The sequence below is a fragment of the Bradyrhizobium sp. Ai1a-2 genome, assembly GCF_000426245.1.
Lineage (GTDB): Bacteria > Pseudomonadota > Alphaproteobacteria > Rhizobiales > Xanthobacteraceae > Bradyrhizobium.
In genome coordinates this window covers 64,127-89,388 of the sequence record NZ_AUEZ01000037.1, presented here as the reverse complement: position 1 = coordinate 89,388, position 25,262 = coordinate 64,127, and the positions used below count along the sequence as shown (strand labels likewise).

At 59.7% G+C, this 25,262-nt stretch carries 22 protein-coding genes; 16 read left to right on the top strand and 6 right to left on the bottom strand.

Going from position 1 to position 25,262, the window contains the following annotated elements; all coding sequences use genetic code 11:
* Nucleotides 1-161: 161 nt before the first annotated feature.
* On the bottom strand, nt 162-794 hold the full coding sequence (bluB, locus tag K288_RS0123105; protein ID WP_027581697.1) for a 5,6-dimethylbenzimidazole synthase: 633 nt from the start codon (nt 792-794) through the stop codon (nt 162-164).
* Nucleotides 795-993: 199 nt separating this feature from the next.
* Complete coding sequence (locus K288_RS0123100) at nt 994-2,199, bottom strand: MFS transporter (protein ID WP_201449711.1); 1,206 nt, start codon at nt 2,197-2,199, stop codon at nt 994-996.
* A gap of 81 nt (nt 2,200-2,280) precedes the next feature.
* Between K288_RS0123100 and K288_RS0123095 the strand changes: the two genes are divergently transcribed.
* The 6 genes from K288_RS0123095 to K288_RS0123070 all read left to right on the top strand — a co-directional run bounded on the left by K288_RS0123095 (nt 2,281) and on the right by K288_RS0123070 (nt 8,388).
* Complete coding sequence (locus K288_RS0123095; RefSeq protein ID WP_084799707.1) at nt 2,281-3,561, top strand: Rieske 2Fe-2S domain-containing protein; 1,281 nt, start codon at nt 2,281-2,283, stop codon at nt 3,559-3,561.
* A gap of 197 nt (nt 3,562-3,758) precedes the next feature.
* Nucleotides 3,759-5,042, top strand: a complete 1,284-nt coding sequence (locus K288_RS0123090) for an ABC transporter substrate-binding protein (RefSeq protein WP_084799706.1) — start codon at nt 3,759-3,761, stop codon at nt 5,040-5,042.
* A gap of 38 nt (nt 5,043-5,080) precedes the next feature.
* Complete coding sequence (locus tag K288_RS0123085; RefSeq protein WP_152535641.1) at nt 5,081-5,950, top strand: branched-chain amino acid ABC transporter permease; 870 nt, start codon at nt 5,081-5,083, stop codon at nt 5,948-5,950.
* Nucleotides 5,950-6,924 carry a branched-chain amino acid ABC transporter permease gene (locus K288_RS46320; RefSeq protein WP_051334680.1) on the top strand — a complete coding sequence of 325 codons (975 nt, stop codon included), beginning with the start codon at nt 5,950-5,952 and terminating at the stop codon, nt 6,922-6,924. Before K288_RS0123085 ends, K288_RS46320 begins: the two co-directional genes overlap by 1 nt.
* Nucleotides 6,921-7,679 carry an ABC transporter ATP-binding protein gene (locus K288_RS0123075; protein WP_027581692.1) on the top strand — a complete coding sequence of 253 codons (759 nt, stop codon included), beginning with the start codon at nt 6,921-6,923 and terminating at the stop codon, nt 7,677-7,679. Before K288_RS46320 ends, K288_RS0123075 begins: the two co-directional genes overlap by 4 nt.
* The gene (locus K288_RS0123070; protein ID WP_027581691.1) at nt 7,672-8,388 is read left to right on the top strand and encodes an ABC transporter ATP-binding protein; all 717 of its coding nucleotides are present in this window, start codon (nt 7,672-7,674) and stop codon (nt 8,386-8,388) included. The genes K288_RS0123075 and K288_RS0123070 overlap by 8 nt, the downstream gene beginning before the upstream one ends.
* A 72-nt stretch (nt 8,389-8,460) precedes the next feature.
* On the opposite strand, the gene K288_RS0123065 is transcribed toward K288_RS0123070, so the two are convergent.
* Entirely contained in the window at nt 8,461-9,402 is a 942-nt protein-coding gene (locus K288_RS0123065; protein ID WP_027581690.1) for a PDR/VanB family oxidoreductase, read from the bottom strand.
* Between the two features lie 200 nt (nt 9,403-9,602).
* On the opposite strand from K288_RS0123065, the gene K288_RS46315 reads away from it, so the two are divergent.
* Complete coding sequence (locus K288_RS46315; protein ID WP_201449710.1) at nt 9,603-11,084, top strand: NAD(P)/FAD-dependent oxidoreductase; 1,482 nt, start codon at nt 9,603-9,605, stop codon at nt 11,082-11,084.
* A 10-nt stretch (nt 11,085-11,094) separates the two neighbouring features.
* Here K288_RS46315 and K288_RS0123055 read toward each other — a convergent pair whose 3' ends face one another.
* Entirely contained in the window at nt 11,095-11,514 is a 420-nt protein-coding gene (locus K288_RS0123055) for a MarR family transcriptional regulator (RefSeq protein ID WP_152535640.1), read from the bottom strand.
* A gap of 190 nt (nt 11,515-11,704) precedes the next feature.
* Here K288_RS0123055 and pcaH point away from each other — a divergent pair, with 190 nt between their 5' ends.
* The 6 genes from pcaH (at nt 11,705) to K288_RS0123025 (ending at nt 16,164) form a co-directional block, all read left to right on the top strand.
* Complete coding sequence (gene pcaH / locus K288_RS0123050; RefSeq protein WP_027581688.1) at nt 11,705-12,409, top strand: protocatechuate 3,4-dioxygenase subunit beta; 705 nt, start codon at nt 11,705-11,707, stop codon at nt 12,407-12,409.
* A complete protein-coding gene (pcaG, locus tag K288_RS0123045; protein ID WP_027581687.1) occupies nt 12,406-13,005 on the top strand; it encodes a protocatechuate 3,4-dioxygenase subunit alpha in 600 nt (199 codons plus the stop codon). Before pcaH ends, pcaG begins: the two co-directional genes overlap by 4 nt.
* A gap of 166 nt (nt 13,006-13,171) precedes the next feature.
* Nucleotides 13,172-13,564 carry a hypothetical protein gene (locus tag K288_RS0123040; protein ID WP_152535639.1) on the top strand — a complete coding sequence of 131 codons (393 nt, stop codon included), beginning with the start codon at nt 13,172-13,174 and terminating at the stop codon, nt 13,562-13,564.
* Nucleotides 13,565-13,630: 66 nt separating this feature from the next.
* Nucleotides 13,631-14,044 (top strand): tautomerase family protein, encoded by a 414-nt coding sequence (locus K288_RS0123035; RefSeq protein WP_027581685.1) that lies wholly within the window; start codon nt 13,631-13,633, stop codon nt 14,042-14,044.
* Nucleotides 14,045-14,130: 86 nt separating this feature from the next.
* The gene (locus K288_RS46310; protein ID WP_064737350.1) at nt 14,131-15,474 is read left to right on the top strand and encodes an MFS transporter; all 1,344 of its coding nucleotides are present in this window, start codon (nt 14,131-14,133) and stop codon (nt 15,472-15,474) included.
* Nucleotides 15,475-15,498: 24 nt separating this feature from the next.
* Nucleotides 15,499-16,164: a TetR/AcrR family transcriptional regulator gene (locus tag K288_RS0123025; RefSeq protein ID WP_027581684.1), complete on the top strand. Its 666-nt coding sequence runs from the start codon at nt 15,499-15,501 to the stop codon at nt 16,162-16,164.
* 68 nt (nt 16,165-16,232) lie between these two features.
* On the opposite strand, the gene K288_RS0123020 is transcribed toward K288_RS0123025, so the two are convergent.
* Entirely contained in the window at nt 16,233-16,712 is a 480-nt protein-coding gene (locus tag K288_RS0123020; protein ID WP_210164436.1) for a MerR family transcriptional regulator, read from the bottom strand.
* 45 nt (nt 16,713-16,757) lie between these two features.
* Here K288_RS0123020 and K288_RS46305 point away from each other — a divergent pair, with 45 nt between their 5' ends.
* The 3 genes from K288_RS46305 to K288_RS46300 all read left to right on the top strand — a co-directional run bounded on the left by K288_RS46305 (nt 16,758) and on the right by K288_RS46300 (nt 22,413).
* Nucleotides 16,758-18,278: an NAD(P)/FAD-dependent oxidoreductase gene (locus tag K288_RS46305; protein WP_051334677.1), complete on the top strand. Its 1,521-nt coding sequence runs from the start codon at nt 16,758-16,760 to the stop codon at nt 18,276-18,278.
* 229 nt (nt 18,279-18,507) lie between these two features.
* Nucleotides 18,508-21,306 (top strand): winged helix-turn-helix domain-containing protein, encoded by a 2,799-nt coding sequence (locus K288_RS0123010; protein WP_210164435.1) that lies wholly within the window; start codon nt 18,508-18,510, stop codon nt 21,304-21,306.
* A gap of 294 nt (nt 21,307-21,600) precedes the next feature.
* A complete protein-coding gene (locus K288_RS46300) occupies nt 21,601-22,413 on the top strand; it encodes a winged helix-turn-helix domain-containing protein (RefSeq protein ID WP_064737349.1) in 813 nt (270 codons plus the stop codon).
* Here the strand turns inward: K288_RS46300 and K288_RS0123000 are convergent.
* Nucleotides 22,382-25,177: a winged helix-turn-helix domain-containing protein gene (locus K288_RS0123000; RefSeq protein WP_027581681.1), complete on the bottom strand. Its 2,796-nt coding sequence runs from the start codon at nt 25,175-25,177 to the stop codon at nt 22,382-22,384. The genes K288_RS46300 and K288_RS0123000 overlap by 32 nt on opposite strands.
* Nucleotides 25,178-25,262 lie beyond the last annotated feature (85 nt).

Sequence of the window (25,262 nt, the reverse complement as noted above, 5' to 3'; positions counted from 1 at the left end):
CGCTCTCCACGGCATCCACACCTCCCGCCCCAAAAAAGCGAAAAGTGTAACCCATGTGTCCGGTACGACCTGTCACCTATGTCTCGGGCCGCTCAAGCAGCTCCGGGGAATCGCCGCAAAGCAAGGCGTTTTCGCACGGACCGGATGAGCCGGTGTGGCCGCTAGCGCCGCATCGAAAACTCCTTCGACGCTCGCCGATATTCCCAGTCGGCCCGCTCAAGTTCGGGTCGATCGAACTCTGCCTGGGGGTACCCGACGCAGAAGTAGCCGATGAATTTCCAGGACTCGGGCACTTCAAGTATCTCGTGGATACTGGCTGGATTCAGGATCGATACCCAGCCAAACCCGATGCCCTCTGCACGCGCGGCGAGCCACATCGAGCAGATCGCCGCGACCACGGAATATTCGACGGTTGCCGGCATGGTTGCACGCCCGAGGCCATGACCCATGTTGCCTGCCGTTTCCGCGAACACGGCCAGGTGTCCCGGCGCCTCTTCGAGGCCCGAGAGCTTGAGGGCTGCATATTGGGCTGCGCGTTCGCCCGAATAGGACTGCAAGGCATCAGCATTGCAGGACTTGAAGTCTTCGATCACGGCCTGGCGTCTGGTCTTGTCCTCGACAATGACGAAGCGCCAAGGCTGGCTCAGGCCGACCGAAGGGGACAGGCAGGCGATCTCGATGAGCCGCTCGATGGCGCCGTCCGGGAGCGGATCAAGACGAAACCGCCGGACGTCGCGGCGCCACACGAACAGTTCGCGCAGTTGCCGGCGAAAGGATTCGTCGAAGGAAACCATCGGAGCTCACAGTTCTGGAAACAATGATCGGCAGCAGTGCGATTTCGCTCTGTTCGAGCGTGCCCAGTATATCAGCTATCTGTCCGCCAATCTGTCGCGTTGCAAGCTACGCCATCAGCCCCGACCGGCGAAAGCAGGATCAACTTGGGTGAACGGGAAGGTCCAAACAGAGCAATCCGGGTTTCGCGCCGTGGGAGATTTAACTGGTCCGTGAAGCTTGTGAATATTGTTCGCAAGCACTTTCATAGTAGTACCTCAAGGACACGAAACCGACCACCGGACCGGGAGCCAACAGCCACGTTACGTGCGCTCCTATCAAAGGCCAGCACGCGAGCGACAGCTGGATCGAAATAACGGTCAGGAGAAATCCCGTGCCATTCAACAGGGCGAGGGTGCTTGCGACTTGGTCGCCCTTGCAAGCCATCACGGCGAGCGAGGAGAGCTGAGGCGAATCTGGGATAACGAAAAAGCCCCATACGAATAACGCGAGCAGCAGTGCAGGTGAAGTTTGTATTGCGGGAAAGAATATGCAAACGGCCGCCGAGCCCAGGAGGGCGGCCATCGCCACCAGGCGCCCTCCAGTCCTCCTGCCGATGAACCCACCAATCACACAACCCAATGCTCCGGCCGAAATGATCAGGAATGAAATCAGCGGTATTCGACCTGAGGACGATGCCACTGCGGCGGCGGCAAGCAAGGGAACCAATGCCCAGAAAGCGTAGAGCTCCCACATGTGCCCGAGATAGCCGAGCGCGGCGGCGCGCAGCTTCGGACGCTTGAACTCCCGGAGCGCGGCCGGAACATCGATCTGCATTGGGCGCCCACATTGCGCCGCTGGACCATCTCCTGTTGTGAGAATGATCAGTGCCGCGGCGCAGGCAAGGAGGGAAGCGACGATGATCGTGAAATGCCATTCGTAACCCGGATCCAGATAGCGGATCAGGTGTGGAAACGCGGTCCCAAGCGTCAGCATGGCAACAAGCCAGCTCAGAACGCGGCCGGCCGAGTCCGGATTCCAACTGACGACGAGCTTCATGCCGATCGGGTAAATGCCGGCCAAGGCTACGCCGGTCGCAAACCGGCACAGCTGCATCGAAACAAGGCTCATCGGAAGTATCGCGATGGCGGCGTTGGCCGCGGCTCCGAATAGCGCCGAAAGTGCAAAGATTCGACTGGCGCGAAAGCGGTCGCCAAATCCGGTCAAGCCGATCAACAAGGTCCCGGTGACAAAACCGATTTGAACGGCGGACGAAAGATCGAGAGGCTCGGCTGTTCCTCGGCCCAACGATTCAGCGATTTCCGGAGCCACCGCGGTCGCGCTGAACCAGAGGCAGGTACCAAAAAATTCCGCGATCACAATGGCCGCCTGCGACATTGCGGCGCGACGCGGAGCATTTTGTTTCATGCCGGTTTCCATCCCGAGCAAAATAGTATGCGCGAAACACAATAATTGCAATTGACAATCAAATGCGCTAGCGTGAAGAGGATGCGCAGGCCCCTGACGGCCGCGAACGCCGGAACGGGCGGAATATCAGTGGAGGACGCTATGAAGAGTGCTTACGGGCGAACTGTACCCGCGCCACGGATCGAACTGACGCACGTCGAAGCAGGCTCACCCATGGGGGAAGTCCTGCGTCGATACTGGCAGCCCGTTTGCCTTTCGGAAGAGCTGACGGACGTACCAAAGAAAGTCCGGATCCTTTGCGAGGACCTGGTGGTTTTTCGTACCGGCGACGGTGAAGTCGGCTGCCTTGACCCTCACTGCGCTCATCGTGGCTCGTCGCTTGAATACGGTCGTATCGAGAAGAGCGGCATTCGCTGCTGCTACCATGGCTGGCTCTATTCGCCGGAAGGGCGCGTTCTCGAAATGCCCTGCGAGGCGGCGGGCACCTGCGAACGCATGAGCGTCGAACAGCCTGGCTATCCCGTTAAGGAATTCGGCGGCCTGGTGTTTGTCTACATGGGTCCGCCGGACAAGCAGCCTTTGCTGCCGCAGTTCGACGTGCTGGACACGTCGAAAGGCAACGTTCAACTGCGCGGGGCGCGCATCTGGGGCGACTACGCCATTGGCTATGTGCGGGACTGCAACTGGCTGCAGCACTACGAGAACGTCGTCGATCCCTGGCACGTGCTGGTGCTGCATCAGGCGATCAGCGGCGACCAGTTCGAAAGCGCGATGATGCAGGGAAGAGGCGAGATCTCGTTCGAGCCGACGACTCTCGGTGTGCGCTACAAGATGACGAAGGCGCTGCCAAACGGAAACAGCCTGGTCCGCTGCTCGGAATGTGTCGTTCCCAACATCGCGCTCATCCCAAACATTCGGGAAAAGGGCGTCGAACTCATCGAAGAAGATCGTTGCTCCGACGTCACCTGGGTGGTGCCGATCGACAATGAGCACGTCATGGCGCTCAGCATCGTGGCGTGGCCGCTCGAGAACGGCAAATTGAAGCCTGATTGGCGGCCGGGCACGGATACGATTTCGGATATCCGACCGGGTCATGAGACAGCGCGTAGCTATCGCGAACGGCAGCTTCGCCCGGACGATCTTGAGGCGCAAGAAAGCCAACGACCGATTGCGATCCACGCGCTTGAGCGACTTGCGGGGTCCGACGTTGGCGTCGTTCGCCTGCGTCGATTACTCGCAGAGCAGGTCAAGAAAGTGGAGCTTGGCGAGGACCCGATGAACGTGTTTCGTGATCCGAACCAGCGTATCAAGACCAACGCCTGGAATTCGGTCGTGAAGCAGCTTGAGTTATCCGATAGCTAGTCGGGTACCGAGAGAGTGATCAAAGATCACGCGGGGTCGCGCCACGCGTGAAATGAAAATAGTGCGGTCGAGAGAGCTTCGCTTAGCCTTCTCGATGGCGGCCCGGCCAAAGAAAAATCGAGAATTGACGCCGGATCCAGGGGGAAGCGCCGAAAGGCGTTCGGCTACAACCGAGTGTGTCGCTTGGAGGAGATATAATGAGTATCGCAAGTTCACGGCAATCGGGGCGTGGCCGCGGTGGGCTGTCGTCGATTCGCTTTGCTGGATTGCTCGTCGCCGGTTTGACAAGTCTCTGCGCAACCGTCGCCGGAGTGCGCGCCGAGGACGCCATTAAGATCGGGGTGATCACGTCGCGGACCGGCGTTTTCGCGCTCTACGGGACAGCCGGGGAGCAGGGCATTCGGCTGGCAGCCGACGAGATCAACAAGTCCGGCGGCATCAAGGGCAAGCAGATCGAACTGATGCTTGCCGACACCAATTCCAAGCCCGAAGACGCCGGGCGTCTGTTCCGCGAGCAGACCGCGCAAGGCGCATTCCTGGTGATAGGCGCCGTTGCAAGCGCGGAGTCCGCAGCCGCAAGCACGCTTGCGAAAGAGAACAAGGTCCCGTTCTTCACGACAGGCGGCTACGGCCGCTTCCTCACCGAAGATGCCGGGCATAGATATTTTTTCCGGTTGGCGATGAACGTGCGCGGCTTTTACACGCCGTTGGCCCGTGAATTGGCCAAGAAGCCGTTGCGCAAGTACTGTACAATTAACAACGACTATGAGTTTGCGCGCGACCTGAACCGCAGCACACTGGCGGTCATTCGCGAGGGTGCACCCGATGTAAGCGTGTTGGACGGTTGCGAATTCTGGGTGCCGCTCGGTACCACGGATTTCGCCTCCTACATCACCGCGATCATGTCGAAAGGACCCGAAGTCGTGCTGTTCAGCGGCCTGGTTGGACCGAGCGCGCGCGCTTTCCTTGCGCAGGCCAAGAGCTTTGGCCTGTTCAAGATCGTGCTCGGCGCGCACGCTTCGATGGGCAACCCGGCCAACGCCGCCGGCGTGCGAGAGAAGGATATTCCGGGCAACATATTCACAGCAGGCGACTATCCATATCCGCCGGTCGATACACCGTCCAACATGGCGTTCTTCAAGTCCTACAAAGAGCGCTGGAACGCGATGCCGATGTCGGAATCGGCCGCTGGATACACGACGATGAAGTTCGTCGCCAAAGCGATCGAAAAGGCCGGGAAACTGGACCGGGAGGCGTTCATCATGGCGGCCGAAGGCCTGGACATTGAGTCGCCGGCTGCCGGCCGGATCACAGTCCGCCCCTTCGATCATCAGAGCACGCAAGGGGTGTGGACGGGTAATCTGGCATGGGACGCCAAGGATGACCGCGCCGGCATGAGCAATATTGGTTTCGTCGAGTCGGCGGAATTTCTTCCCTCGGCGGAAGAAGTTGCCAAGCTGCGCTCCAGTCCGACCAAATGAACTGACAATATTCGCTTACCTGACCTTTGGAGACCTCGATGCTCTGGCTGCAGTTCATGAGCGGATTGCAATCGGCGGCGATTCTGTTCCTGCTCGCCGCCGGCCTGTCAATCATCTATGGCGTCTGCCATCTTCTGAATATCGCGCATGGATCGTTCTTCATGCTTGCGATGTTCCTGGCCTACTCGATCACCGAGAAACTCTCGTCCAACAGCGACGCCGGCTTCCTTGTAGCGTTGCTGGTGGTTCCGCTGATGATCGCGATCATCGGGATTCTGGTTGAGGTGCTAATCTTCCGGCACCTCTACAAGGCCGACGTGCTGGTCCAGATTCTCCCGTCGATCGGGCTTATCTTCCTCGCCGCCGATCTCGTGCGCGGTGTCTGGGGCCTGGAGTCGCGGTCCATCGATACGCCATCCTGGTTCTCCGAGCCGGTCGCTGTGATGGGCGCTTACATTCCGGGCTATTACCTCTTCATTATCGGCACTGGCGCTCTGGTCTCGGTGCTTGTCTGGTTCCTGGTCAATCGGACGCCGTGGGGCTTGCTGGTCCGGGCCACCGCGGCAAATCGCGATGCGGCGCTCGGGCTCGGGGTCAACGCTCGCTGGATGTTTACGTCCGTGTTTGGCCTGTCCACCTGGCTCGTCGGCTTGGCGGGCGTGCTGATTCTGCCGCTCGCCGGCGCGAATCCCGGATCTGATCTCGATGCGTCCGTAGACGCATTTGCGGTCGTCGTCATCGGTGGCCTCGGCAGCATATGGGGCGCGCTGGCGGCGGCTTTGCTGATCGGAATGGTCAAGGCGTTCGGCATTTTGATCGTGCCACAATTCACCATCGCATTCGTATTCATTCTGATGGCCGTCGTTCTGCTGGTGCGGCCGGCCGGATTGTTCGGAAAGCTTAGCTGATGACAAGTACTTCCGAGGTGATATTGCCTGCGAGTTCTCCCGCGAGGCTGCGCCATGTCGGGACCGTGTTGGTACTGGCGGCAGGACTTGCCATTGGCGTTTTCGGCCGCGAGACCTTGCTGGTCCAGGCGACGGATATCCTGATTTTCGCTCTGTTCGCGCTGAGCTTGAACCTCGTCGTTGGGCAGTCGGGCATGGTGTCGATGTGTCACGCCGCATTTTTTGCGACGGGAGGTTATGTCTTCGGCGTCTTGCAGGTGAAATATGGGTGGACCGGCGTGGGGGGTGCAGCCGCCGCAGCCGTCCTTGCGATTGCCGCGAGCGTGCTCCTGGCTTTGGTGATCGGGCTCTTGATCATCCGCGTCAGCCACGCCTACTTCATCATGCTGACGCTCGCGCTTGGCCAGCTCGTCTACATCGTGATCTGGAAGTGGCATTCGATGACCGGCGGCGATGACGGCCTGATCGGAATTGCCGGCGTGCCAGGACTGCAGGACGCGCGAACGTTCTACATGGTTGCGTTCGTCATTGTGGCGAGCTGTACGGCGCTGCTTTTTACCATCGCCCGTTCGGCTTTCGGACATACGCTGACCGCCATTCGAGACAATCCGCTGCGAGCGGCGTTCATCGGCGTTCCGGTCCGTCTGTTTCGACTCGCAGCGTTCGTGCTCGCGGCGAGCTTCGCGGCACTGGCGGGCGTGGGCCAGGCGATATTCCATCGCGGCATGTTTCCGAGTTCGGCAAGCTTCATCACGTCGGCCGATGCGCTTGTCGCGGTCGTGCTCGGCGGAACGCAGTGGTTTTTCGGGCCGATCGTCGGCGCCATCACGTTCAAGATCCTGACCTATGGATTGCCGCATCTGACGGACTATTGGCTGAGCTGTCTCGGCATTGTGATCATCGTCGTCGCGCTTTCCCTCCCTGGAGGCCTGCTTTCGCTCGTCGCGCGGATCGATTCGAGGTGGCGGAAATGAACGACGATACCCTTCTCCTTGTCGAGAACATCTCGAAGCGGTTCGGTAGCCGAACGGTGGTCGATCAAGTTGGATTCGAGGTCCGTCGAGGCGAGTTCATGGCCATCATCGGACCGAATGGCGCCGGGAAAACCACACTGTTCAACCTGATCAGCGGCGGCGTCCGAAGCGATAGCGGCCGTATCATGTTCAAGGGGCGAGACACCACCCATGTGCGCCCCGACCTCCTTTGCAGGGGAGGCCTCAGCCGTACCTTCCAGATCAACAACGTGTTTGCTGGCGCGAGTGTTCGGGAGAACATCAGGCTCTCCGTGATTTCATTCCGCCGCAAGAGCTGGGACATGCTGACGGCCTCGAAAGGTCTGTTCTCCGATGAGGTCGAGCGGATGGCGTCGGCCGTCAAGCTGCAGGACCAATTGGACAAGTCGGTACAAGAGCTCGCTTATGGCGATCGCAGGCGGCTGGAACTTGCGATGGCGCTTGCGGCCGAACCCGAGCTCATCCTTCTGGACGAGCCGACATGCGGCGTTCCTCTCGTAGAGCGTGGACCTCTTATCGAGCTCATCCAGGCGACGATGCAGATGCGTGCGATGACCGCGTTATTGATCGAGCACGACATGGACATCGTATTCTCGGTCGCGGATCGGATCGCGGTCATGTATCGCGGACGACTTATTGCCGATGATACCCCGGACGCGATCCAGAGCAATGCGAAGGTCCAGGAAGTCTATCTCGGAGGAGCCGCCGTTGCTTGATATTTCGGCTTTGCGCGTCGGATACGGTCAGGGCGATGTCCTGACCGATGTCTCATTCGGCCTTCCGAAAGGCGTATCCGGCTGTCTCCTTGGACGCAACGGCGCCGGCAAGAGCACGGTGATGCGGTCGATCATGGGATTTCTCCGGCCATCGGCCGGAGAAATCAGGTTCGGCAACGAATCGATCGTCGGGAGGACGCCGGATCGCGTGGCAAGATCCGGAATCGGCTACGTGCCGGAAGATCGCGCCATCTTTCCCAATTTGAGCGTGGAGGAAAACCTTCGCGTGACCCGACCCTGCGGGCCGCAGCCGATGGACCTTGCTGGAATCTACGATCTGTTTCCAATTCTGGCCGAGCGCCGCAGGCAGGCCGCCGGGACGCTGAGCGGCGGCGAACAGCAATTGCTCAGCGTCGGGCGTGCGCTGATGGGAGGGCCGAGCCTACTGCTGCTTGACGAGCCGTCCGAAGGACTGGCGCCGCTTGTCATTCGTTCGCTCGGAGATGATATCCGTCGTCTCAGGCAGGCGGGCCTGACCATTCTGCTGGCCGAGCAGAATATCGAGTTTGCACGGAGCGTTTCCGACGTCGTCTTCGTGCTCGACCGCGGCCAAATCTGCTTTCAAGGCACGTTCGACGAACTGGAGCGTGATCCCGATCTCAAGCACCGCCATCTGTTCGTCGGCCACGTCAAATCGAAGGTGGCGTGAGACGCTCCAAACGTTTCGAATGATGCGAAGAAGCGGGGCGGGGCTGTCCACGACAGTCGCCGGTCCTCCGCATCAGAGATCGAGCTTCAGCTTGGCGGACCTTGCCCGCGACACACAGATCATCATCGATCTCCCAACCTCTCTTTCGTCGTCCGTCAAGACGGAGTCCCGGTGATCGATCTGGCCGGCGAGGACGGCAGCCTCGCAGGTTCCGCACACACCTTCGCGGCACGAGGCGGGAGGGCAAATGCCATGTTGTTCGAGAGCTTCGAGGATCGTTTGCTGAGCCGTGACCGGAATGATCTGGCCGGTCTTCGCCAACTCAACCTCGAATCCGCCGTCGTTGGCATGATGCGCCGTATCCGTGGGATTGAAGCGCTCGACGTGCGGCTTCGGCAATCCGCGGTTGTGCGCCAGTGCTTCGACGGCGCGAATGAGCGGCTCAGGCCCGCAGCAATAGATTCCATCTTGCGTGTCGGATGTCCCGATCAGCTCCGGCAATGGCAGCAGACCATGCTCGCTCTCAGGCAACACCTGGACCCGGTCGCCATATCGGACCAGCTCTGCAAGGAAGGCCATGCTCGTTCGCTGGCGCCCACCGTAGAAAAGCCGCCACGGCAAGCCCCGCAACGAGACCTCCGCGATCATGGGCAGGATAGGCGTAATGCCGATGCCGCCCGCGATGAAGACATATGATCTGGAGGTGGCAAGTCTGAAATGGTTGCGCGGCGAGGATGCCCTGAGGATATCGCCAGCCTGCACTTTCTCATGAAGATATCGCGAGACGCCCTTGCCGTCCCGCTTCAGGAGCGCGGCAATACGCCAATGTCTGTCCCGCACTCCGCCGCAGAGTGAATACTGCGCCGTCAGCCCTTCCGGCGTCACGACGTCAATATGCGAACCCGGAGTCCAGGCCGGCAGCGGTCTTCCCGCTGGATCGCCCAGGACGAAGGATTTGACGTCCTCCGCTTCAGGCTTGACGGCCTCGATCGTGAGCTCCCAGGTCTCGGTCATCCCGCGCGTTCTCCCCTTGCGTTCTTGCCGTCGCGTCTTCGGTCCGACGACGCAGGCTTTCACTTGCGCAATTCCGCCGTGATGGCGATCCAAGTAATTGCATATTGCAATTATAGTATTTCGCTCATAAACTCGCAAGGCAAAGACAGAAAGTGGAACCAATCCGCGGGGGGAGGAAATCGGTCGTGGAAGGCAGTGCGTTGACCAGTCTTGAACTGGATAGTCAGGCCACGACGGTGGACGCTGTCGTGATCGGGGCCGGTCCGGGGGGCATCGCGACCTCGGTTGCGCTCAAGCGCGCGGGCGTCAAATCATTCCTCATCCTGGAACGGGAATCCAAGATTGGCGGTGTCTGGAGGGACAACACCTATCCGGGCGCTGCCTGCGACGTCCCGTCGTTCCTTTACTCGTTTTCCTTCGAGATGAACACGCAGTGGAGCAAGGTGTTCGCCCCTCAGGCAGAGATCAGGGACTATCTCGAACGCTGCGTCGAGAAATATGGTTTGCGGCGCCACATTCTTTGCGACACCGAGGTGGTTCGGCTTGGATTCGACGAAACCACTTCCCGTTGGATCGTGACAACGGCCACCGGCAAGGTCATCAAGACATCCGTCGTTCTCACAGCCGTCGGTCAATTGAACCGGCCCGCAGTGCCGAAACTCTCAGGGATCGAAACGTTCTCGGGCCCTCACTTTCATTCAGCCCGATGGGATCATCACGTTGAACTGGAGGGCAAGTCGGTCGCTGTCATCGGAGCAGGCGCAAGCGCCATTCAGGTCGTTCCTCATGTTGCGAAGATCGCGGCGCGCCTCACCGTGTTTCAGAGGTCGCCGCCATGGGTAATGCCAAAGCCCGATCGGGCCTATTCCGATAGCGAGAAGTGGCGCTTCAAGTGGTTGCCGCTCTTGGCACGCGCTTCGCGGGCAAAGCTTTATTGGTCCTACGAGCGTGGCCACGACAAGGTGATCGCCGGCACCAAGCTGAACAAGGCCATGGAAGTAACGGCACGCGCCATCATCGCAAAGATCAAAGATCCGGCGCTAAGGAAAACTGTGACGCCGGACTATCCGCTTGGATGCAAGCGGATATTGCTCTCGAACGAATGGTATCCTGCGCTCGCCCAGGACAACGTCAAGGTGACGGCGGAAGGAATCGAACGCGTCACGCCCACTGCAATCGTCACCAAAGACGGTGGGAAGCATCCTGTCGACGCCATAATCTATTGCACTGGATTCAAATCCACCGAATTTCTTCTTCCTATGGAGATTGTCGGACGCGACAACAAGCGCCTTCACGACATCTGGAAAGACGGGGCGGAAGCCTATCGCGGCAGCAGCGTTCCCGGCTTTCCGAATTTGTTCATGATCTACGGACCGAACACCACGGTGCCGAGTTCCGCGATTTTCATGATCGAATGCCAAGTCAACTACGTTATCAAATTCGTGAAACGAATCCTGCGGGACGAACTCGTCTTCGAAGTCAAACGCGAGCCGATGCGGAGATTCAACGAGATGATCCAGCATCGTGCGCAACGCTACGCCTGGATGAGCAGTTGCAACAATTGGTTCAAATCAGCGTCGGGAAAGCTGGTCAACAACTGGCCGTCTCCGACCCTGAAATTCTTTCTGCTGACGCGAGTGCTTGACGCGCAGAACTACCAGATCACACGGCAATCAGAATAAGCGCACACGATCAGTCGGCGAGGGTGCGGGCGGTCGCGTCTTCGATCTTGGAGAGCAGTTTTCGCAACATGACTCTTTCGTCCTTCGACATGCTGTCCAGCACGTCTACTTCGATTTGGCGCGCAAGGAGTTCCAATTCGTCGCACACGCGTCGTCCCTTGGCGAGCAGGTTCAAAACCACGCGGCGTCGGTCTGCTTCGTCGGTCCGACGGGAAACGAAACCATGCTCGACGAGTTGATCGACAATCCGAGAGATCTTGTCGCGCCCGACCGAGGTGTGGTCGGCGAGATCCGATGGCGACAAGGGCGCGAACCTTCCGATGACGGTCAGGATGAGCCATCCCTGAGTAGACAATTTGTACTTCTTGAGATGCTTCGTCGTGAAGTGTCGTACGTGGCGACCAACCAAAAGGGAGAAGCGGTAGAACATCCGGTTCTCGAGGGCGAGCTCGGGGGAGGAAAGGTCGAATGAACTGGAATTCAATATCGTTCTCCGGGACTTTTGCCGTTCTAGAACCGCCAATAGCGTCTACACGATTGCACTTTGCTATCAAGTACAATCGAAATAAATCGCGCGGAGTCAGCGTTGTAAGAGGTCAGCAAGCTTCAAGGAGCCGAACATGAATTTTGTCTACCCGCTTGCCAGCAATGCTTCGCATCCGCCGCGGCTGTCGCTGGGCTATCGCTCGACGATCAAGCGCGCGCCGCAGAAGCCGCTGATCCCGATCCGGCAAACGCTCTCCGAACTGACCGGCCCGGTCTACGGCCACGAGACGGTGCGCGAGAACGACAACGACCTCACGATCCAGCACAAGGGCGAGCCGCTCGGCGAACGCATCATCGTGCACGGCCATGTGTTCGACGAGGACGGCCGCGGCGTGCCGAACGCGCTGGTGGAGTTGTGGCAGGCCAATGCCTGCGGCCGCTACGTCCATGTGGTCGACCAGCATCCGGCGCCGCTCGATCCGAACTTCACCGGCGCCGGCCGCGCGCGGACCGATGCGAGCGGCTATTACCGGTTCGTCACCGTCAAGCCCGGCGCCTATCCCTGGGGCAATCACCACAACGCCTGGCGCCCGGCCCACATCCATTTCTCGGTGTTCGGCCATGCCTTCATCTCGCGCCTGGTGACGCAGATGTATTTTCCGGGCGATCCCCTGTTTCCGTTCGACCCGATCTTCAACGCGGTGACGGATGAGAAGGCGCGCGCGCGGATGATCTCCTCGTTCGATCTCGAGAACACCCAGCCGGAATGGGCGCTGTGCTACCGCTTCAACATTGTCCTGCGCGGCAGGAACGCGACGCCGATGGAGAATAAATCGTGAGCCAGCAGCGGCCGGACGGCATCACGCCATCGCAGACGGTCGGTCCGTATTTCAAATACGGCCTGACGCCGAACGGCGAATACGCATGGAACGATGCCTTCACCAACAACCTGATCACGCCGGATGTTTCCGGCGAGCGCATCCGCGTCGAGGGTATCGTTTATGACGGCGACGGCGTGCCGGTGCCGGACTGCATGCTGGAGATCTGGCAGGCCGACGCGCAGGGCCGGTTCTCCGATCCGCAGGATGCCCGCGCGCTGCCCAACAGTTCGTTCAAGGGCTTCGGCCGCGTCGGCACCGATGCCAAGGGCGGCTATTGCTTCGATACCATCAAGCCCGGGCCGGTGCCCGATCCGGACGGCACGCCGCAGGCGCCGCACATTCTGCTCGCGGTGTATGCGCGCGGCATGCTGCTGCATCTCTACACGCGGATCTATTTCGACGATGAAGCGGCCAATGCCGCCGACCCCGTGCTGGCGCTGGTGCCGGCCGACCGCCGCGCCACTTTGATCGCCAGGAAGGCGGCGTCGAATCCGACCTACGCGCTCGACATCCACCTGCAGGGCGACAACGAGACCGTGTTCTTCGACGTCTGACGTCAAAGCACCTGTGATCGGGCAGAAAGACCGAGATCGATAGATCCCACGCGATGACCGAGTTGACGCCCTACGCAAAATAGGCCTACATATAGTCAGCTAACTAACTATAACGGGTTCATGGGAGCCTCTCGCTTGCCTGAGCCAGATTACAGGGTCCCGATTGATGCCTTACCTTCATTTGGATATTCCTCAAAACCTTCCGTCTGGAACAAAGCGGGCCCTCGCTGAAAAGCTTTGCCGCCTCTATGCAGAGGTGATGAAGACGCAGCTTTGGCGGCCCAACGTTGGCATCGCGGAGCTCGGTGAAGACAATCTGTTCCATCTTGCGCGAGGCGGCGGCCTGGAGCCTATCACGATGGTGCTTGTCGAGTTTCGAAAAGGCCGTCCGAGCGAATGGCGCCTCGAACTGGCGCGACGCATAGTCGACATCTGTGTCGAAACACTCGACGTCCCACGCAACTCCGTCCTGATTGAGTTCACCCCTCATGTCGGTGACGAGATCTATCGAGACGGTCAATGGGTTGCCGACTGGGCGCCCGGGGAAGCGGAGGCCTGACATTGTTGATGGCGGGCCGAAGTCCCAAAATCAGCAAAGTCAGTTACCTAACTAAAGGAGCTTTCAATGCCCTTCTATCATTGCCTCGGACCGACGGGGCTTTTCACTCAAGCCATCAAGCAGGAGATCGCAGACGAGATCACACGGATCCATTGCGAGGCGACAGGTGCGCTTTCGTATTTCATCCAGGTTCAATTCGAGGAAGTCGATCCCAGCAACGTCTTTCAAAACCGGAAGCCCTCCACTGCGGTCCGTCTTCATGCCCGGATCCGTGCCGGCCGATCGGCCGAGCAGCGACATGAGATGCTGAAATCCTATACCGCCATGCTGCACCGGATCACCAACGTCCTGGTCGTCAACATCATGGTCGCCTTCATCGAAACCTCCTTTGAAAATGTGATGGAAAGCGGGGCGCGCCTGCCTGCGCCAGGGGAGGAAGCAGCCTGGGCCGCGCAGTTCGCGCATCTGCTCGACGCATAGCGAAAGCACGACTTCAGCCGGTCGCGAACAGGCGGCGAATGCCGAGGGCGCGGCTGGCTACGGATTCAAAAACAAGGAGTGACGGGGTGGATACAGATCAAGGAAGGCGCGCTGTCGCGAAGGCAGCGCGCCGCTTCGTACCGTTCTTGACGCTTTGCTACATTGTGGCGAGCCTCGACCGGGTCAACATCAGCTTCGCGGCGCCGACCATGTCCAAAGACTTGGCGCTGAATGCCACACTCTATGGTTGGGCGGCTGGCATCTTCTTTCTGACATACACGGTGTGCGAGGTCCCCAGCAACTTGATGCTAGTGCGCTTCGGAGCAAGACGCTGGATCGCACGCATCATGATTACCTGGGGGATTCTGTCCGCGCTTACGGCATTGGCGAGCGGGCCAACCAGCCTGATCGTGCTGCGCTTCCTGCTTGGCGCGGCGGAGGCCGGATTCTTTCCGGGCATCATTGTGTTCATGGCGCATTGGTTCCCCAACGAGTATCGTGGCCGGATGACGGCGGCCTTTCTCCTCGCTGTTCCACTGAGCAATGGTCTTGGCGCGATCGTGTCCGCGCCATTCCTGGCGATGGACGGTTTTCTCGGCCTGCACGGATGGCAGTGGTTGTTTATCGCTGAGGGCATTCCTGCCGCCGTCCTCGGCGTTATCGTGTTCTTCTTCCTGGTCGATAGTCCAGAGAAGGCGTCCTGGCTGAGCGCAGATGAAAAGCAATGGCTGCGCGCCAAGCTCGATGCGGAAGTCAAGCAAGCTGCTCACGGCCGCAAGACGTTTCTTCAGGCTGTGACGGATGGGCGTGTCCTCGGTCTGAGCGCGATTTGGCTGCTGCGTACGATCTGCCTTTACGGCGTAACATTTTTCCTTCCTCAGATGATCGAACAAAGCCAGTCGCTAGCATCTGTGGTCGCGATTGCAATTCCCTCCACCGTCGGTGCCTTGGTGATGCTGCTGTGGGCGCGCAGTTCGGACCGCATGCGCGAGCGGCGCTGGCATCTCGTCGTCGCCTTTCTCGCAATCATCGTCGGGTTTCTGGGGATGGCCCATAATGACAGTTTGCCGAGCGCGGTGTTCTTCCTGAGCCTTGCCGCTATCGGCTATTCGGCAGTCGCTCCCTGTCTCTGGGCGATCCCGCCCACCTTCTTGAGCGGCTCGGCCGCGGCCGGTGGCGTCGCGTTCATTAACGCGATCGGCTACTGCGGCGGCTTGCTCGGTCCTGTTATTGTCGGATGGACAAAAGATCAGTCCGGCTCATTCCAGTCCGGCTTTTATGCGCTGGCCGCAGTCGCGCTGATAGGTATGATCTTGACTTATCTGACGGTGCCGGGACGCGGGCGGCAGACGTCTGCAATTCCGTCATCACTAGGAAAGGAGCAAGTGACAGGCTGGCGATGGCGCGTGCGCTCCAAGTTGCCCACTTGACGGCCTTCATGCGATAAGGCGGCTATGGCGAAAGTGAAACAAGAAGCACGAGCAAAGAGGGGCCTCGAAGCACCGCCGACCATGCGCGAACATGGTGCTGCGATGCGAGATCGTCTTGTCGTGGCGGCGCTCGAATATGTCTGGGATTTCGGATATGGCGCGTCCACCATCGCCGAGATTGCCAGACATGCTGGCGTACCTCGCGGGTCGGTGTTTTACTATTTTCCCACCAAAGACGACATCGTCGTTGCCGCAATCGAGGCGTATGTCAGTCAAGCGCATGCCCGACGGGTCGAAAACCTGCTTGGCCCTTGGCCTGATCGCGAAAGTGCGCTTGATCGCTTTCAATCGTATTTCCGAAGCCGGCTTGAAGCGCGGCGCAAGACACGCTTTCGGCGCGGCTGCCTGCTCGGCAATCTCGCAGGGGAGGTCGGGGGACAAGATCTGCCGCTGATCATTCAGGCGGTCCGATCGGGATTGCGTTTGTTCGAAACGGATGTTTTGTCCTTCCTGGCGGCGTCGTTGCAAGCGGGTCAGATCAAGGATGGCGTTGACCTTCCGGCCCTGGCAGCGACGATTGTGAGCAGTTGGGAAGGGGCGCTCCTGCAGATGAAGCTACAGCAGTCGCCGCTGCCGCTTGAGCAATTCATAGCCAGCTTCAACGGGGTCTTTCGCAACGCGCGTGCGTGATGGGCTTGCCAAATTCATGCGTGCGGGGGCAACGAGCGCCGATCACGATCCCGGCAAAACAGCGAGTATCATCCTCGCAGAATTGTGACAACCCGCCCCATATTGGCCAGGCAAGTCATGTCGTTTGGCCTGTTTTCAACGACGTCGACGATGGCCAGCAGTTGAGCCTTGTTCTTCTCCAGTTGTTGCTGCAGAGCCTCGATTCCTGAGATCTTGCACCTGAGAGTGTCAAGCATCTTATCGCGCGCCCAAGTCCCCGTTTCCAAGTTGGTCGGAAGCAGAGTGCGTATTTCTTCCAGCGTGAAGCCCGCCTGTTGAGCGCAGCGAATAATTTCCAAAATTTGCAGGCTTTGCGGCTTGAACTCGCGATAGCCGTTAGCGCGGCGGTGCGCGCCTGGGAGCAGGCCGTTTGCCTCATAGAAGCGGATGCACGAGGGCGACACTCCGCTGCGTGCTGCTAGTTCTCCGATCATCATGTTGTGACACCGCATTGGCGTGCAGAACTTGACCCTAAAGCGCGCTTTAACCCTAGCGTTGCTGGCGGTCAACAAACGTTCCGTCGATCAAGGTCGCGGTGTCTTGCAGGAGCCAGCATGTTACAGACGCCTTCTCGAAGAGACGGCCAACCGAGCCGTCGCTTTAAATTCGCGATCGTAGGTTCGGGCTTCGCCGGATTGGCGGCCGCGATTCGAATAAAGCAATCGGGTGACGACGATTTTATCGTATTGGAGCGAGCAGCCGATCTGGGTGGCGTCTGGCGCGACAATCGGTATCCGGGCTGCGCTTGTGACGTAGAATCTCATCTGTACTCACTGTCCTTTGCCCCAAACCCGAACTGGAGCCATGAATTCTCGGCGCAGCCGGAAATCCTTGCTTATCTCAGACGTCGCGCGCAGGAGGCGGGCGTGCTCTCGCGCATCAATTTTTCGACTGAAGTGAGGCGGATGACTTGGGTCGAGTCGGCGGGCGAATGGTCCATCGACACCAGTCAGGGAAGCTACAAGGCTCGATTCGTTTTTGTCGCGGCGGGCAGTTTGAGCAATCCGTCGATACCAAATCTGCGAGATTTGGAGAGCTTTCGAGGGCAAGTCTTACACTCAGGCGCCTGGCCCGAAGACGCAGACTTGAGCGGCAAGAGCGTCGCCGTCATCGGCACCGGAGCATCGGCGGTCCAGTTGATTCCAAAAATCCAACCAATTGTAGCCAGACTGCATATTTTTCAACGATCGGCTCCATGGGTGATGCCGCGTCACGACGCTCCTATCAGCAAGCACAAGCAAGAGGAGTATCGACGGCATCCGCGGCGGCTACAACTGGAGCGCGGCAAGCTCTATGTCCGGCACGAAATATTGGCTTTTGCGTTTCGTCATCCGATAGTCATGCGTATGGGGCAACGCCATACGATCAAGCACATGCACGGCGCGATCAGTGATCCGAGACTGCGTGAAAAGCTCACGCCGAACTACACGCAGGGTTGCAAGCGGATATTGTTCTCCAATGATTACTATCCGACGCTTACGCGCCCGAACGTCGAACTCATCGCAGCGGAAGCAACAGGTGTGACGCCGCAAGGTATTGTCGGAGACGACGGTATCGAACGCAAGGTAGATATCATCATTTGTGCCACCGGCTTCAACGTCAAGGATCCTCCGTACGCCCACTACATTTTCGGCACGGAAGGACAATCTCTGGCGAATGCCTGGGCCGGCAGTCCGAAGACGTTTGCTGGCACCACGGTGCATGGATTCCCGAACTTGTTCTTGCTGAACGGTCCGAACGTTGGCTTGGCACACACGTCGGTCATCCTCATGATCGAAACCCAGGTTGAACATGCACTGAGTGCAATACGATATGCCGATCGGAGTGGTCGCATGATCGTCGAGCCGCGTGCGGATGCTCAGGCACGCTTTACGTCGTGGATAGATCGTCAGATGCGTGGAACCGTATGGACAACGGGAGGCTGCAAGAGCTGGTATCTCGACGGAACCGGACGCAATTCTGCACTGTGGCCGAGCTATACATTTACGTTTCGCAGCCGTGTTGCCAAGGCGCGACGGGCGGACTACGAAATACGTGGTCCTCAATACAGTCCTGCTTTGGCTTCGCGGCCTTGATGTCGTCCTACACGCATTCCGGCAATCCAGGGCAACCATTCGAGATCGGGCTACCGGTCCCGTGGATCGCGGACGTTAGGCTATTGAGGATCTATCGGCGGCCGCGCAGGATGAAGAATCGATGAAGTTATCCTTCGATACCGCGAGACCTGTTCACCCAATCGGCTACCATCTACACCCTTGGGACATGTCGATGAGGCGATGCGCATAGATGTCGGGCGATGGACACGTGCCTAGCACGCAGGTGCTGGCCTTCGGCCCATTTCGCCTGCTTCAGGTCCAACGAGTGCTGCTCGAGGGCACCCGGCCACTTCGCCTCGGCAAACGCGCGCTTGAGATTTTGTTCGCCCTGGTCGAACGCGCCGGCGAGGTTGTTGGCAAGGAGGAGCTCATCGCGCGCGTCTGGCCGAATACGGTCGTGGACGAGGCGGCGCTCAGGGTTCACGTCGCTGCACTTCGCAAGGTTCTAGGCGGCGAAAGCGGTGCCCGCTATGTGGAGAACGTCAGCGGTCGCGGCTATCGCTTCGTCGCGCCGTTAACCCGTTTGGATGACAGCCAATCCGAGGGATTCGCGCGGCTCGAGGCCGAGCGGCACGCCAAGCTGCCTGCACTATTTTCGCGCATGATCGGCCGTAGCGATGCCGTTATCGCTCTTGCGGAACTACTGCCGCAGCAGCGCCTTGTGACCATCGTAGGAGCTGGCGGCATCGGCAAGACCACCGTTGCGGTTGCCACGGCTGATCGTCATTTCGATTCGTATGAGGACGGCGCCTGCTTCGTCGATCTCGCGACCATCACGGATCACTCGCTCGTTCCTGCTGCTCTTGCTTCTGCGCTCGGGCTCGCGGTCTATTCCGGCGATCCTACGGTCGCATTGGCAGCGTTCCTTGCGAACAGGCGCATGCTGATCGTCCTGGACAACTGCGAGCATGTCGTCACCGCCGCAGCGCAACTTGCGGAAAGCTTGCTCAGGGCGTCGCCGGGCGTCCACATCCTTGCGACCAGCCGCGAGCCGCTGCTGGCGGAAGGGGAATGGGTGTATCGTCTGGGGCCGCTCTTGGTCCCATCGCCATCAGCTAACCTTAGCGCTGCCGAGGCTCTCACGTTTTCGGCGATCCAACTGTTCACCGAGCGCGCAATGGCGAGCCTTGATAACTTCAAGCTCGATGATGCGGATGTACCCATCGTAGCCGATCTGTGTCGCCGCCTGGATGGCATTCCATTGGCGATCGAGCTGGCGGCCGCGCGGCTTGAGGCGTTCGGACTTCGCGGGCTGGCCACGCGGCTCGAGGATCGCCTTCAACTGCTGACCAAGGGACGGCGTACGGCCTTGCCAAGGCACCAGACGCTCCGTGCGATGCTCGATTGGAGCTACGGCCTGCTCTCCAATGCCGAGCAGATCATCCTACGCCGGATTTCCGTCTTTCCAGGTAGTTTCGATCTCGAATCGACCCGCGCGGTGGTCAGCGATGGAGAAATCAGCGCCCTCGACCTGTTCCACGCGGTCACCAGTCTGGGGGCAAAATCGCTGATCACAATGGACGTCACAGGCGAGCAGGTCCTGTTCCGTCTGCTCGATACCACCCGCGTCTATGCGCTCGAAAAGCTCAGGTCCGCCGGCGAGAGCGTCGTGGTAAGCCAACGGCACGCGGAGTTTTTCTGTACGGTTTGCGAAAGAGCGCGGGCGCCAAGCACCAGTACCGCAGCTTGGCTGGCGAGGTTCGGCCGGACCATCGATGACGTCCGCGCCGCGCTCGACTGGAGTTTGTCACCAAACGGAAACGCGGCAATTGGTGCAAAACTCACAGTTGTTTCTGCACCCATCTGGTTTCAGCTCTCCATCGTGGACGAGTACAGGAGGCGTCTCGAATACTTGCGGCTGGCCTTCGGGACCACGCTGGCTCTGGATCCCGAGCTGGAAATGAAGCTAAACGCAATGCTTGGCTATACGCTCATGCATACGAAGGGCCCGTCGGTCGAAATGACGGATGTCTTTTCGAGAGCCCTCGAGATCGCCGATCTGCACGACGAAGCCGTCACGCGGTGGCGTGCACTGTGGGGCCTTGGAATGGCACACGTCGCCGCTGGAGACTACATTTCGGCGGTGGCGATCTCAGAAAAAACGCGGCAACGTGCACGGGACTTGGGTGATGAAGCCGTCGTCATGAGCGAGCGTCTGCTGGCTCTGACGCATCATTTGGCCGGGAACCAAACCATCGCTCGACGTCACGCAGAGTGCGTGCTGAATCAGCGCGTTATGAACGGATCGTCGTTCGGTAATGATGCCTATCAGCTCGATCATCGCGTTGCTGCGCGCGGCGTACTCAGTCAGATTCTCTGGCTACAGGGTTTCCCGGACCAGGCTTTGTGCACAGCGCGTGAGGCTGTCGCAGAAGGACTTTCGTCTGACCATGTTCTCTCGCTCTGCTTCGCGCTGTTTTGCGCCTGCCCGGTTGCTCTGTGGGTAGGCAACATGCAGGCTGCGAACCGCTTTGTCACGATGCTCCTTGATCACGCGGCACGGCATTCGTTGTCTTACTGGCTTTTTTGGGGACACTGCTTCGACGCGGCGCTGCGGCTACGAGAAGGCGGAATGGAAGAGCCGGCCGGTCGCCTGCTCGATTTGCAGCGCGATCCCCTGTTCAGCGCGGTACATCGCGAAATGATAACCACGTCGTGCCAAGAACAGTTCGGCGCAGGCGTCGGCGCCATTGCGCGTCCTGCGCACTGGTGTGGCCCGGAGATCCTCCGCATCGAGGGCGAAGGTATCCTGAAAGAGGCATCCTCGGACGTTGCGACAGCTGAGGCTCGCTTCCGCACCTCACTGGACCTGGCGCGAAAGCAAGGCGCACTTTCCTGGGAGCTGAGAGCCGCGACGAGCCTTGCTCGATTGTGGCGCAAGCAGGGGCGCGGCCGCGAGGCGCACGAGCTGCTGTCATCGATCTATACCCGCTTCACAGAGGGCTTCGGAACCGTTGACGTGACGAGTGCCCGCTTGCTCCTCGACGAGCTGGTTGCTTTGGCCTGACCGCGCGTTTTGTCACGAGGCCGTAGACTTCCTGGCCGACACCTAGCGCGCCGCTCGTTGGCCCGCATTCATTGAGCTCCTCAAAAGTGCGCGCTTTGGTTGCGCCGCGTTGTGCATTTTGCGTTTCTTAACTTCAGTTGCGATGGCATGACGGGCAACATTGCATCGTTACCGAAAGCCTCCTGGCGGAACCCCGCAAAAAGACGGATAAAGGTTATGCGAATATGTTCATTTCCCATCTTGCGCGGACGAATTCATACGCTCGATAACGCGGAGCCTTGGCCAGCGTGCAACGTGGAGATCCTGGTAGCAGACAGCGATTTCAACACGCGCCAGGCGATCATCGAGTACCTGAAGGAACAGCAGATCCAGGCGGTCGCGGTGTCGGGACCCAAAGAGCTGATGAGCCGATTGGCAACCGAAGGCGCTTTTCTCGTGATACTTGACCTGCAATTTGGAAGGAACGACGGGCTCGACCTGCTGAGAGCAATTCAGTCGCGCACGGACGTTCCAGTGATTATCACCGGCGTCTACCCATGCGGCGCGATCGACCCGTTGGTTGGCCTCGAGATCGGTGCCGATGATTATCTGACAAAGCCCTTCGGGCTTCGCGAGCTTTTGGCACGTATCCGGGCCGTGCTTCGGCGCAAGCCTGCGCCGACGCGCGTTGTTCGACAACGCTCGAATCGCGGCTGCTATAGGTTCGGTGGATGGCATTTCGATCAGTACAGCCGCCGCCTGACTAGCCCTTCCGGAAACCGGGTAGCGCTGACGAAGGGCCAATACGCGCTTCTGCTTGCCTTTCTGCGTGCACCGCGACGACCGCTCAGCCGCCAGGTTCTATCGGAAGCAGTGCAAGTGCATGACCACTCTGGCAGCCGATCCGTAGACGTGCAGATCTTGCGGCTGCGACGCAAGCTGACGACCAAACCCGGGACGGAATCTCTCATCAAGACTGAGCGCGGACTAGGATACGTGTTTACCGCGTCGGTCGAGGAACTGCCGCCAGATATCTCGCCGAGCGCCAGACCAATCGCATCCCGTGAAAGTCCTTCGTATGCCTCCAACAGTTACCTCAGCAATCCAGCGCATCAAGAAGCGTCCTAGCAGCAAGCAGATCAACGGTCGCGAAGCCTTCAGTGAACCGATTGTAGACCTGCGCCAACAGGCTGCCCGCTTCACGGGTGCGTCCCCGCGCCTGCCACAGTCGTGCCAGGCTCGTCGCAGCCCGCAATTCCCACGAAAGCGCACCTTGTTGCTGAGCTAGCCGTCGTGCTTGTTGGAAAAAATCTTCTGCCGCGGAGGTGTCTGACCTGCACTCTTTGAGCAGCGATGCTCCTTGCACTCGGAAGATCTCGGCTGCGCACCAGCCTGCGCGCCCCGTTGCAGCACGCGAGATCGCTTCCGGCCCAACGAGCGCTTCATGCAGGGTACCCAGAGTTTCCAGGTGCGGCCCATCGCACAGCGGATCGCTGAGAATTTCATCGCGACGCTCTGCAATTCCGAGCGTCCTGCCGCGACGAATATCCAACACTGTGTCGAAGCTACGTACCCAGAAGACTCCGCGCCCTTGCGAGGGATGGGTCGAGAGGCGGTCGCGTAACATCGCCACCAACTGCTCCGCTTCTGCGATGTCGCCGTTCCATAAACAGACCAGGCAGGCATGGTACAGGGCGATATAGAGCGATGGAGGATCGTTGGCCAAGAGGCCTTCCTCGACGCTTTGGCGGGCTGTGTCGACAGCCTGATCCGGGAGCCCCTGGACCCACAGAATGCGGCTCAGTATGGCGCCCGCCGTCACTCGATCGTTGAAGTGGTAAACACGGAAAGCTGCTCCTGTTCGCGCGGCGCGGTTCAGTGCGCGCTCTGCATGACGGCGCGCGGCCTGTTGGTCGCCGATGCAATGCCGGGCCAGTGCCATGATCCTGTCGTTCCTGATGGAGATTTCCTCGCCCCGGGCGATAAACTTGCTGCTGGCTGTCTCAACAACGCGAACCGCCGCGTGATAATCCCCAGCAACTATCAAGCTCCAGGCATGGCCCAGAAGCGCCTCATTGAGTGCGTCGGCCTCATTGAGCAGGGTTGCAATCCTCACAGCCGTAGCGAAAGCTTCAGTTGCGCCTCCGCCTCCTCTAAACAGCAGTGCGTAGCCGAGTGCCATGCTGACCGTCATTTCGACCGCGGTATCTGCGGGGGACCTGACCTTGATGACGTGTAGCGCGCCCTCGAGGCGACGCACATACTCGTTGAAAATCGACATTCCGAACCAAAGGGGCGCCGAGGCCACTGCGAGCATCGCGCCGACCGTCTCGTCGCCGCCCGGCGAGAAGCACCAATCCAGCGCAGCGCGAATGTCGTCTATTTTCCGGCCGTATGTTGCCAACCATTCCTCATGGGTCGGGCCCTGGCTTGCCGCCTTGTCGCAGGCAATGCACAGATATGACGCGTGTCGGCGACTGATCTCGGTCCACTCTCCGGAAGCTTGCAGCTTTTCAAGCGCGTATACGCGGGTCGTATCGAGCAGGCGGTAGACAACGTCCTCGCCGGTCGTGTCGACGGTGATCAGAGACCTGTCGGCCAAGCCGAGAATATTGTCGGTCACTTCGGTGGTCGTGACATCGCTATCGGACGCTATCGCGCTCGCCGCCGATAAGTCGAAGCCGCCAGCAAAGATCGCCACCCGGTGCAGCGTGAGTTGTTCGGCTTCCGAAAGAAGACGGTAACTCCAGTCGAGCGTCGCCTTCAACGATTGGTGCCTCGGCAAGGCCGAGCGATGAGCCGCCCGCGCCATTTGAACGCCGTCGCCGATGAAGCCCGCGAGATCGCGCAGATCAAAATGGTCAACCCGCGCTGCGATCAACTCGATCGCCAAGGGGAGACCGTCAAGGTGGCGACAGAGCTCGACGACAACAGGAACGTCAGCGTCGCGGAACTCGAATGTACTCAGACTTGCCATGGCGCGTTCGACAAAAAGCTGAACTGCCGGAAACGTTAGGGCTTCGGCGGCAGTAAGTCCGGCCGATGACGGCGGGATCTCCAGAGCCGCAAGGCGATGCACCGCTTCACCCCGCGCACGAAGCGGCTCGCGACTGGTCGATAGAACCTGGACGCGCGGTGCCCCGCCGAGCACAGTTTCTGCGAGCATAGCCGCGGAGTCGATCACATGTTCGCAGTTGTCAAATACAAGCAACATCTGTCGATCCGCAAGGAAGGTGACCAGGCTTGGCGTGAGGTTCTCCGAGTGAGTTGCCAGCCCGAGCAGAGACGCGAGCGTGGTGGGCACCAGTAAGGGATCCGTAAGGGAACCCAGATCAACGAAGCAAACACCGTGCTCGTACGTATCGGACACTTTATCGGCTACTGCGATGGCGACCGCGGTCTTGCCCACCCCGCCGGGGCCTACGATGGTTACCAGGCGATGCTGCATCAAACGGACAGTGAGGGTATCGATGACCTGTGAGCGTCCGATGATCCGCGCGAGCGGTGATGGCAGATTGATGCGTCGATCAGCTCCCGTGGCCGAGCCAGCAGGATGCGGTGACACTTCCGCCTCATGGCGCGTGACCGGCGCAGCGAAGCGATAGCCGTGGCCTGGTACGTTCTCAACGTACAGACGGCCGTCTCGTTTATCGCGCAAAGCCCGGCGAAGCGCGGCAATATGAACCCTGAGCGTGCCCTCCTCGACCGAGATCTTCGGCCAGACCCGGGCGATCAGTTCGTCTTTGCTGATGATTTCGCCTGCGCTCTCGACGAGACAGAACAGAATCTCGAGTGCGCGACTGCCAATTCGGATCGGCTTCTCTCCTTCCATGAGCACCCGCTGGATGACCAGGAGGCGAAAGGGCCCGAAAGCCAATACTGGTTCGCGCAAGCGTCCCTCCTCACGTTTCCAGATTGACGACACCACAAGGGGACGCGTGTTTATCCACGCAATGGTTCCGCAGGGCAGCGGCAAA

Bases quoted from the DNA above. Each gene is read 5' to 3' on its own strand.
- K288_RS46320 (WP_051334680.1), top strand. From the start codon at position 5,950: ATGACAAGTACTTCCGAGGTGATATTGCCTGCGAGTTCTCCCGCGAGG.
- K288_RS0123040 (WP_152535639.1), top strand. From the start codon at position 13,172: ATGCCTTACCTTCATTTGGATATTCCTCAAAACCTTCCGTCTGGAACA.
- K288_RS0123035 (WP_027581685.1), top strand. From the start codon at position 13,631: ATGCCCTTCTATCATTGCCTCGGACCGACGGGGCTTTTCACTCAAGCC.
- K288_RS0123025 (WP_027581684.1), top strand. From the start codon at position 15,499: ATGGCGAAAGTGAAACAAGAAGCACGAGCAAAGAGGGGCCTCGAAGCA.
- K288_RS0123065 (WP_027581690.1), bottom strand. From the start codon at position 9,402: ATGACCGAGACCTGGGAGCTCACGATCGAGGCCGTCAAGCCTGAAGCG.
- K288_RS0123055 (WP_152535640.1), bottom strand. From the start codon at position 11,514: ATGTTCTACCGCTTCTCCCTTTTGGTTGGTCGCCACGTACGACACTTC.
- K288_RS0123095 (WP_084799707.1), top strand. From the start codon at position 2,281: ATGCGCAGGCCCCTGACGGCCGCGAACGCCGGAACGGGCGGAATATCA.
- K288_RS0123090 (WP_084799706.1), top strand. From the start codon at position 3,759: ATGAGTATCGCAAGTTCACGGCAATCGGGGCGTGGCCGCGGTGGGCTG.
- K288_RS0123100 (WP_201449711.1), bottom strand. From the start codon at position 2,199: ATGAAACAAAATGCTCCGCGTCGCGCCGCAATGTCGCAGGCGGCCATT.
- K288_RS0123075 (WP_027581692.1), top strand. From the start codon at position 6,921: ATGAACGACGATACCCTTCTCCTTGTCGAGAACATCTCGAAGCGGTTC.
- K288_RS0123085 (WP_152535641.1), top strand. From the start codon at position 5,081: ATGCTCTGGCTGCAGTTCATGAGCGGATTGCAATCGGCGGCGATTCTG.
- pcaH (WP_027581688.1), top strand. From the start codon at position 11,705: ATGAATTTTGTCTACCCGCTTGCCAGCAATGCTTCGCATCCGCCGCGG.
- K288_RS46305 (WP_051334677.1), top strand. From the start codon at position 16,758: ATGTTACAGACGCCTTCTCGAAGAGACGGCCAACCGAGCCGTCGCTTT.
- bluB (WP_027581697.1), bottom strand. From the start codon at position 794: ATGGTTTCCTTCGACGAATCCTTTCGCCGGCAACTGCGCGAACTGTTC.